This window comes from Tabrizicola sp., assembly GCF_051645465.1.
GTDB lineage: Bacteria > Pseudomonadota > Alphaproteobacteria > Rhodobacterales > Rhodobacteraceae > Tabrizicola.
Genome location: NZ_JBOFBI010000275.1, coordinates 1 through 6,460, shown reverse-complemented (window position 1 = coordinate 6,460; position 6,460 = coordinate 1). Strand labels below are relative to the sequence as shown.

General features: G+C 63.8%; 9 protein-coding genes. 8 read left to right on the top strand and 1 reads right to left on the bottom strand.

Annotated elements, in window-relative coordinates:
- From ACRCSW_RS17545 to ACRCSW_RS17510, 8 genes are all read left to right on the top strand, one after another.
- The coding region (locus ACRCSW_RS17545) for a 30S ribosomal protein S1 (RefSeq protein WP_438706937.1) at positions 1 to 1,179 on the top strand (1,179 nt) is incomplete at its 5' end.
- Between the two features lie 175 nt (positions 1,180 to 1,354).
- A complete protein-coding gene (gene ihfB / locus ACRCSW_RS17540; RefSeq protein ID WP_309663308.1) occupies positions 1,355 to 1,636 on the top strand; it encodes an integration host factor subunit beta in 282 nt (93 codons plus the stop codon).
- A gap of 78 nt (positions 1,637 to 1,714) precedes the next feature.
- Positions 1,715 to 2,065, top strand: coding sequence for a LapA family protein (locus tag ACRCSW_RS17535; protein ID WP_438706936.1), 351 nt, complete (start codon positions 1,715 to 1,717; stop codon positions 2,063 to 2,065).
- Positions 2,065 to 2,733, top strand: coding sequence for a phosphoribosylanthranilate isomerase (locus ACRCSW_RS17530; protein WP_438706935.1), 669 nt, complete (start codon positions 2,065 to 2,067; stop codon positions 2,731 to 2,733). Before ACRCSW_RS17535 ends, ACRCSW_RS17530 begins: the two co-directional genes overlap by 1 nt.
- A 197-nt stretch (positions 2,734 to 2,930) precedes the next feature.
- Positions 2,931 to 4,163 carry a tryptophan synthase subunit beta gene (gene trpB, locus ACRCSW_RS17525; protein WP_438706934.1) on the top strand — a complete coding sequence of 411 codons (1,233 nt, stop codon included), beginning with the start codon at positions 2,931 to 2,933 and terminating at the stop codon, positions 4,161 to 4,163.
- Positions 4,164 to 4,456: 293 nt separating this feature from the next.
- On the top strand, positions 4,457 to 4,948 hold the full coding sequence (locus ACRCSW_RS17520) for a PepSY domain-containing protein (RefSeq protein WP_438706933.1): 492 nt from the start codon (positions 4,457 to 4,459) through the stop codon (positions 4,946 to 4,948).
- A gap of 89 nt (positions 4,949 to 5,037) precedes the next feature.
- Positions 5,038 to 5,520 (top strand): hypothetical protein, encoded by a 483-nt coding sequence (locus tag ACRCSW_RS17515; protein WP_438706932.1) that lies wholly within the window; start codon positions 5,038 to 5,040, stop codon positions 5,518 to 5,520.
- Positions 5,521 to 5,556: 36 nt separating this feature from the next.
- Positions 5,557 to 6,081 carry a helix-turn-helix transcriptional regulator gene (locus tag ACRCSW_RS17510; RefSeq protein ID WP_438706931.1) on the top strand — a complete coding sequence of 175 codons (525 nt, stop codon included), beginning with the start codon at positions 5,557 to 5,559 and terminating at the stop codon, positions 6,079 to 6,081.
- 48 nt (positions 6,082 to 6,129) lie between these two features.
- Here ACRCSW_RS17510 and ACRCSW_RS17505 read toward each other — a convergent pair.
- The coding region (locus tag ACRCSW_RS17505; RefSeq protein ID WP_438706930.1) for a DUF2237 family protein at positions 6,130 to 6,460 on the bottom strand (331 nt) is incomplete at its 5' end.

The following is a 6,460-nucleotide window of genomic DNA, read 5'->3' as shown; positions in this document are numbered from 1 at the left end:
CGCGGCAACATCGTTGTCTCGCGCCGCGCGATCCTGGAAGAAAGCCGCGCCGAACAGCGCGCCGAAGTCATCGGCAACCTGACCGAGGGTCAGACCGTCGACGGCGTGGTCAAGAACATCACCGAATATGGTGCGTTCGTTGATCTGGGCGGTGTGGACGGTCTTCTGCACGTCACCGACATGGCGTGGCGTCGGGTGAACCACCCGTCGGAGATTCTGAACATCGGCGAGACCGTCAAGGTTCAGGTGATCAAGATCAACAAGGAAACCCACCGGATTTCCCTGGGCATGAAGCAGCTGCAGTCCGATCCGTGGGATGCAGTCGAAAAGCTTTATGCGCTTGGCACCGTGCACAAGGGCCGCGTCACCAACATCACCGACTACGGCGCCTTCGTGGAGCTGGAAGCCGGTGTCGAAGGTCTGGTCCATGTCAGCGAGATGAGCTGGACCAAGAAGAACGTGCACCCCGGCAAGATCGTTTCGACCTCGCAAGAGGTTGACGTCATGGTGCTGGAAATCGACAGCGCCAAGCGTCGCGTTTCGCTTGGCCTGAAGCAGACCCAGCGCAACCCGTGGGAAGTCTTTGCGGAAACGCATCCCGTGGGCTCGACCATCGAAGGCGAAGTCAAGAACATCACCGAGTTCGGTCTGTTCGTCGGCCTCGACAACGACATCGACGGAATGGTGCACCTTTCCGACCTGTCGTGGGACCAGCGCGGCGAAGACGCGATCCAGAACTACCGCAAGGGCGACACGGTCAAGGCCGCCGTCACCGAAGTGGATGTCGAGAAAGAGCGTATCTCGCTCTCGGTCAAGGCACTGGGCGACGACACCTTCACCGATGCGGTTGACGGCGTGAAGCGGGGCGGGATCATCACCGTCACCGTCACCGCGATCGAGGAAGGCGGGATCGAGGTTGAGTACAACAGCCAGAAGTCCTTCATCCGCCGTTCGGACCTGTCGCGTGACCGCGCCGACCAGCGGCCGGAGCGCTTCCAGGTGGGTGACCACGTCGACGTGCGCGTGACCAACATCGATCCGAAGACCCGCAAGCTGGGTCTGTCGATCAAGGCGCGCGAGATCGCGGAAGAGAAGGAAGCGGTCGAGCAGTATGGCTCGTCCGATTCGGGCGCCTCGCTTGGCGACATCCTGGGCGCGGCCCTGAAGGATCGCAGCTAAGGCTGGCGCGTCGTTACCAGCGATTGAACTGGAAGGCCCCGCCACAAGCGGGGCCTTTTCCTTTGTGCCAAGTCCCCGTTTTTGTTTGTCATGAAGCAAATCCTGCAGCTATAGTCGTGCGAGAACAATAGCGTGGCGGCTACCTGCCGGGGGCCGAACCACAGGGGGGATTTGGATGATCCGGTCGGAACTGATCCAGAAGATCGCGGATGAGAACCCGCATTTGACGCAGAGGCATGTCGAGCGGATCGTGAACACGGTCTTCGAGGAAATCATCGACGCGCTGGCCAAGGGCGACCGGGTTGAGCTTCGGGGCTTCGGCGCGTTCTCGGTCAAGGCACGGGATGCGCGGGTGGGGCGCAATCCGCGGACCGGCGAGGCGGTGAAGGTCGATGACAAGAAGGTGCCGTTCTTCAAGACCGGCAAGCTTCTGCGCGACCGGCTGAACGGCAAGTAGGCAGCCTGACGTAGGCGCGCGCTTGCGCTTGGACGGCGGCGAGCCGATATTGGGGCGGAACCAGAGGGGCCGCTCCGGATGATCCGATATCTTCGACTTCTGTTCCTGGGTCTTGTCGGCCTGACGCTGCTGGTCGTGGCGCTGGCAAACCGGGCGCCGGTCTCGGTGCGGCTGTTGCCGGAAGACCTCGCGGCGCTGACCGGGCTGACTTGGGAGATGAGCCTGCCCCTGTTCGTGGTCATCTTCGGGGGCATCGTGGCGGGGGTGCTGATCGGCTTTGTCTGGGAATGGTTCCGCGAGATGAAGCACCGCTCGACCGCCAGCGTGAAAGCGCGCGAGGTGGCGCGGCTGGAGCGGGAGCTGGCGGTGCTGAAGGATACGGTCTCGGTCCCCAAGGACGATGTCCTGGCGCTTTTGGAAAAGCGCTGATGCAGGACGTCAGGGTCAAGATCTGCGGGCTGAAGACGATTGCCGATATTCGGGCCGTTGCGGCGGCAGGGGCGGCCTATGCCGGGCTGAACTTCTTCCCGAAGTCGCCGCGCTATGTGACGCCCGACGCGGCGCGCGCGCTGGCACTGGCCGCGCCTGAGGGGCTGTGCAAGGTGGCGCTGGTCGTCGATGCGGATGACGCGACGCTGGATGCGATTGTCGGGGCGGTGCCTTTGGACATGCTGCAGCTTCATGGCCACGAAAGCCCTGCAAGGGTAGCCGAGGTCAAGGCACGCTACGGGCTTCCGGTGATGAAGGTGATCGGGGTGGCCGAAGAGGCGGACCTGGCGACGCTGCTCGACTATTCGCTGGTGGCCGATCAGATCATGGTCGACGCCAAGGCTCCGAGAGGCGCGGTCCTCCCCGGTGGCAACGGGCTTACGTTCGACTGGCGGCTTCTGGTCGGGCGCAAGTGGCTGAAGCCCTGGATGCTGGCCGGCGGTCTGACGCCAGCGAACGTGGCCGAGGCGATCCGGCTGACGGGCGCGCGGCAGGTCGATGTCGCCTCGGGTGTGGAAAGCGCTCCGGGGGTGAAGGATGCGGACAAGATCGCGGCTTTCGTCGAGGCGGCGCAGGGCGTGAAGGCGGGCGTGCCGATCCTGCGGTAGCGCGGGGCCTCGGGCGGTTTTCAGATTGAGCGGCTTGCGCCGCAAGTCTTTTGTCTCGTCAGCACGCGAAGAGCGTGCCTCCTCGGGCGGCCTCCGGCGGGGATATTTGGGCAAATGTGAAAGGCTGGCTGGTTGAGCACCCCTTTCCCCGCATGGGCATTGGCGCTACATCCCTGCTGAACAAGCGGGGGTGCGCGATGGCTGAGGACGGGTTGAACAGCTTCATGACGGGGCCGGACGAGCAGGGCCGGTTCGGGCTTTTCGGCGGGCGCTTCGTCAGCGAGACGCTGATGCCGCTGATCCTGGAGCTGGAAGCGCGCTACGAGCATGCCAAGACCGACCCAAGCTTCTGGGCCGAGATGGACGATCTGTGGAAGCACTATGTCGGGCGGCCGTCTCCCCTCTACTTTGCGCCCCGGCTGACGGACCACCTCGGCGGCGCCAAGGTCTACATGAAACGCGACGAGCTGAACCATACCGGCGCGCACAAGATCAACAATGTGCTGGGCCAGATCATCCTGGCCCGCCGCATGGGCAAGACCCGGATCATCGCCGAAACCGGCGCGGGCCAGCACGGCGTGGCGACGGCGACGGTCTGCGCCAAGTTCGGGCTGCAGTGCGTGGTCTACATGGGTGCGCATGATGTGGAACGCCAGGCGCCGAACGTCTTCCGGATGAAGCTTCTGGGGGCCGAGGTGATTCCGGTCACTTCGGGGCGGGGCACGCTGAAGGATGCGATGAACGATGCGCTGCGCGACTGGGTTACCAACGTGCGCGACACGTTCTACTGCATTGGCACGGTCGCGGGGCCGCATCCCTATCCGGCAATGGTGCGCGATTTCCAGTCGATCATCGGCAAGGAAGTGCGCTGGCAGCTGGCCGAGCAGGAGGGCGAGGGCCGTCTGCCCGACGTCGTGGTCGCGGCCATTGGCGGGGGGTCGAACGCCATGGGCCTCTTCTACCCGTTCCTCGACGACCCGTCGGTGCGGATCATCGGGGTCGAAGCGGGCGGCAAGGGCGTGGACGACCGGATGGAGCATTGCGCCTCGCTGACCGGCGGGCGTCCGGGCGTTCTCCACGGGAACCGCACCTATCTTCTGCAGGACGGCGACGGGCAGATCCTGGAAGGCTTCTCGATCAGCGCGGGTCTCGACTATCCTGGCATCGGGCCGGAGCATGCGTGGCTCCATGACGTGGGTCGGGCGGAATATGTCTCGATCACCGATGCCGAGGCGCTGGAGGCCTTCCAGCTGAGCTGCAAGCTGGAAGGGATCATCCCGGCGCTCGAGCCGTCCCACGCGCTGGCGCATGTGACGAAGATCGCGCCGAAGCTGCCCAAGGACCAGATCATCGTCATGAACATGTGCGGGCGCGGCGACAAGGACATCTTCACCGTCGCCAAGCACCTGGGCGTGCAGATGAAGGTCTGAGGCTTGCCGGAAAAGACGACCAGTAGCCCGTGGCGAAAGCCGCGGGCTTTGTCTTGTGCGCAGCGATTCGGGCTTTCAGGCACTCTGGCCGATCTCAAATGTGGCTGGTCCAGCCCCCTGACCAAGGGTTCGGCATAAACCTGGGTTTATTCGCGCAAACTGAAGGCATAGGCGACCGGGCCTAAACCCTGGGTTCATAGCACAAACCTTATACGCACGATCTGATCTCTCTCGTGCTCTCGACAGCGGCGATGCCCTGGACGAGCCGGACCCCTAATCGAGGAGATCGATCGATGAAACTGAGAACCAAGCTTCTGTGCTACACCGCCGCGATCGCGCTTTCGGCAGGCGCGGCATTCGCCGCAATCGACGGCAACTCGCTGGCGGACGACTACCTGGCCAAGGGCTACGACTTCGTCGAGGTCAAGGTTGGCCCGACGCAGACCAAGGTCGAGGCCATCAATGGCAACACCAAGGTCGAGGTCGTCTACGACAACGCCACGGGCGAGATCATCAAGCAGGAACAAGAGCAGGCGGACGGTGATGATGTCGGCCGCACCGGCAAAGAGGTCAAGACCGTCGGCAAGGACTTTGAAGACGGCGATGACGATGATGACGCCGATGAAGATGACGATGACGACGATGACGATGAAGATGATGACGATGACGATGACGATGACGATGATGACGATGACGATGACGACGACGATGACGATGATGACGACGATGACGATGATGACGAAGGCCATGGTGGCGGCGACGGCGACAACAGCGGCGAGGGCTGAGATCGTGCGCTGACCAAGCACGGAGGCCCCGGTCTTGCCGGGGCCTCTGGCATGTCGCATAGTTCGTTCAATCAGGGGCGGTACGGGAAATGAAACGGCGCGAGGTTTTGTCTGGACTGCTGGTAGGCCTGTTCCTGGCTGCACCGGCTTTTGCCCAGGACGTCGTCGACGCCATTATCTCGCAGCTGAAGAAGCTGGGGTTCCGCTCGATCACAACCGAACGCACACTTCTTGGTCGTATCCGAATTGTCGGAAAGCGGCGCGATGGCATGCGCGAGATCATCATCAACCCGAAGAGCGGTGAAATCCTGCGCGACCTCTGGACGCCGGTTTCGGGCGGCAAGGGCAACATCGACATCATCGACGATAACTCTGGCAGCGGCGGAGGCGGCGGCAAGGACGATGACGACGATGAGGATGATGACGATGATGATGACGATGATGACGACGACGATGACGACGACGATGACGAGGGCGGCGGCAGTGGCAGCGGCGGCAACAGCGGCAGCGGTGGCGGTGAAGGCGGCGGTGGAAGCGGCAGTGGCGGCGGTGATGATGACGATGATGGCTGACGCGGCCGGGCCCGGCCTTCCGGGTCAGGCGTTGGGGTGAGGCGCGCTGCCCCATTCATCGCGATCTTCCTGATCCAGGCGTTCTGCGCCGTCTTTTTCGTGTCCGACATCGTCACTTCGGTCCTGGGCATCGAGACCCAACCGGTCAGCTGGGAAACCCGTGAGCTGATGGAGATCGGGGCGGCCGTCGGGCTGATCCTGGGGGTCGTTCTTGGCGGCACAATGCTCTGGCGGGCGCTGCGTGAGCGTAACCAGGCTGAGGAACGGCTGCGGCGCGCCTCGGGGGCCTTCATGGACCTCTTGCAGGAGCGGTTTGCCGAGTGGGGCCTGACGCCGTCAGAGAAGGATGTGGCGCTGTTCGCGATCAAGGGGATGTCGACCGCCGAGATTGCCGTCCTCCGCTCGACGAGCGAAGGGACGGTCAAGGCTCAGACCAACGCGATCTACCGCAAGGCGGGCGTGACGGGGCGGCCGCAGCTTCTGTCGCTGTTCATCGACGATCTGATGCGGGATGATGGGGCGGTCCGGGCAGCTGCGAACCAGACCGGAAACGCTGCCTGAGCCCCGACAGCGGGTTGGCCCTCGGTCAAGCGCCGCCGGCAGTCAGGACTATTCCACGTCGACTGCGCTTTCGCGCAGGACGTCCAGTGGCACGATGGCCAGCGTCGCCTGATGCGTCGCGGCCAGCCGGACCTTCGGTGCGGCCCCTTCCTCATGTGCCTGCAGGAAGCGGCTGGCACAGAGGCACCACTGGTCGCCGGGCTTTAGGCCTGCGAAGCCGTATTCGGGGCGGGGGGTGCTGAGGTCGTTGCCGAGGTATTTCGACAGGGCCAGAAACTCGGCCGTCATCAGGGCGCAGACGGTGTGGACGCCGCGGTCCATCGGGCCGGTGTTGCAGCAGCCGTCGCGGAAGAAGCCGGTGACCGGGTCGGTGGAACAG

Bases quoted from the DNA above. Each gene is read 5' to 3' on its own strand.
- ihfB (WP_309663308.1), top strand. From the start codon at position 1,355: ATGATCCGGTCGGAACTGATCCAGAAGATCGCGGATGAGAACCCGCAT.
- ACRCSW_RS17535 (WP_438706936.1), top strand. From the start codon at position 1,715: ATGATCCGATATCTTCGACTTCTGTTCCTGGGTCTTGTCGGCCTGACG.
- ACRCSW_RS17530 (WP_438706935.1), top strand. From the start codon at position 2,065: ATGCAGGACGTCAGGGTCAAGATCTGCGGGCTGAAGACGATTGCCGAT.
- trpB (WP_438706934.1), top strand. From the start codon at position 2,931: ATGGCTGAGGACGGGTTGAACAGCTTCATGACGGGGCCGGACGAGCAG.
- ACRCSW_RS17520 (WP_438706933.1), top strand. From the start codon at position 4,457: ATGAAACTGAGAACCAAGCTTCTGTGCTACACCGCCGCGATCGCGCTT.
- ACRCSW_RS17515 (WP_438706932.1), top strand. From the start codon at position 5,038: ATGAAACGGCGCGAGGTTTTGTCTGGACTGCTGGTAGGCCTGTTCCTG.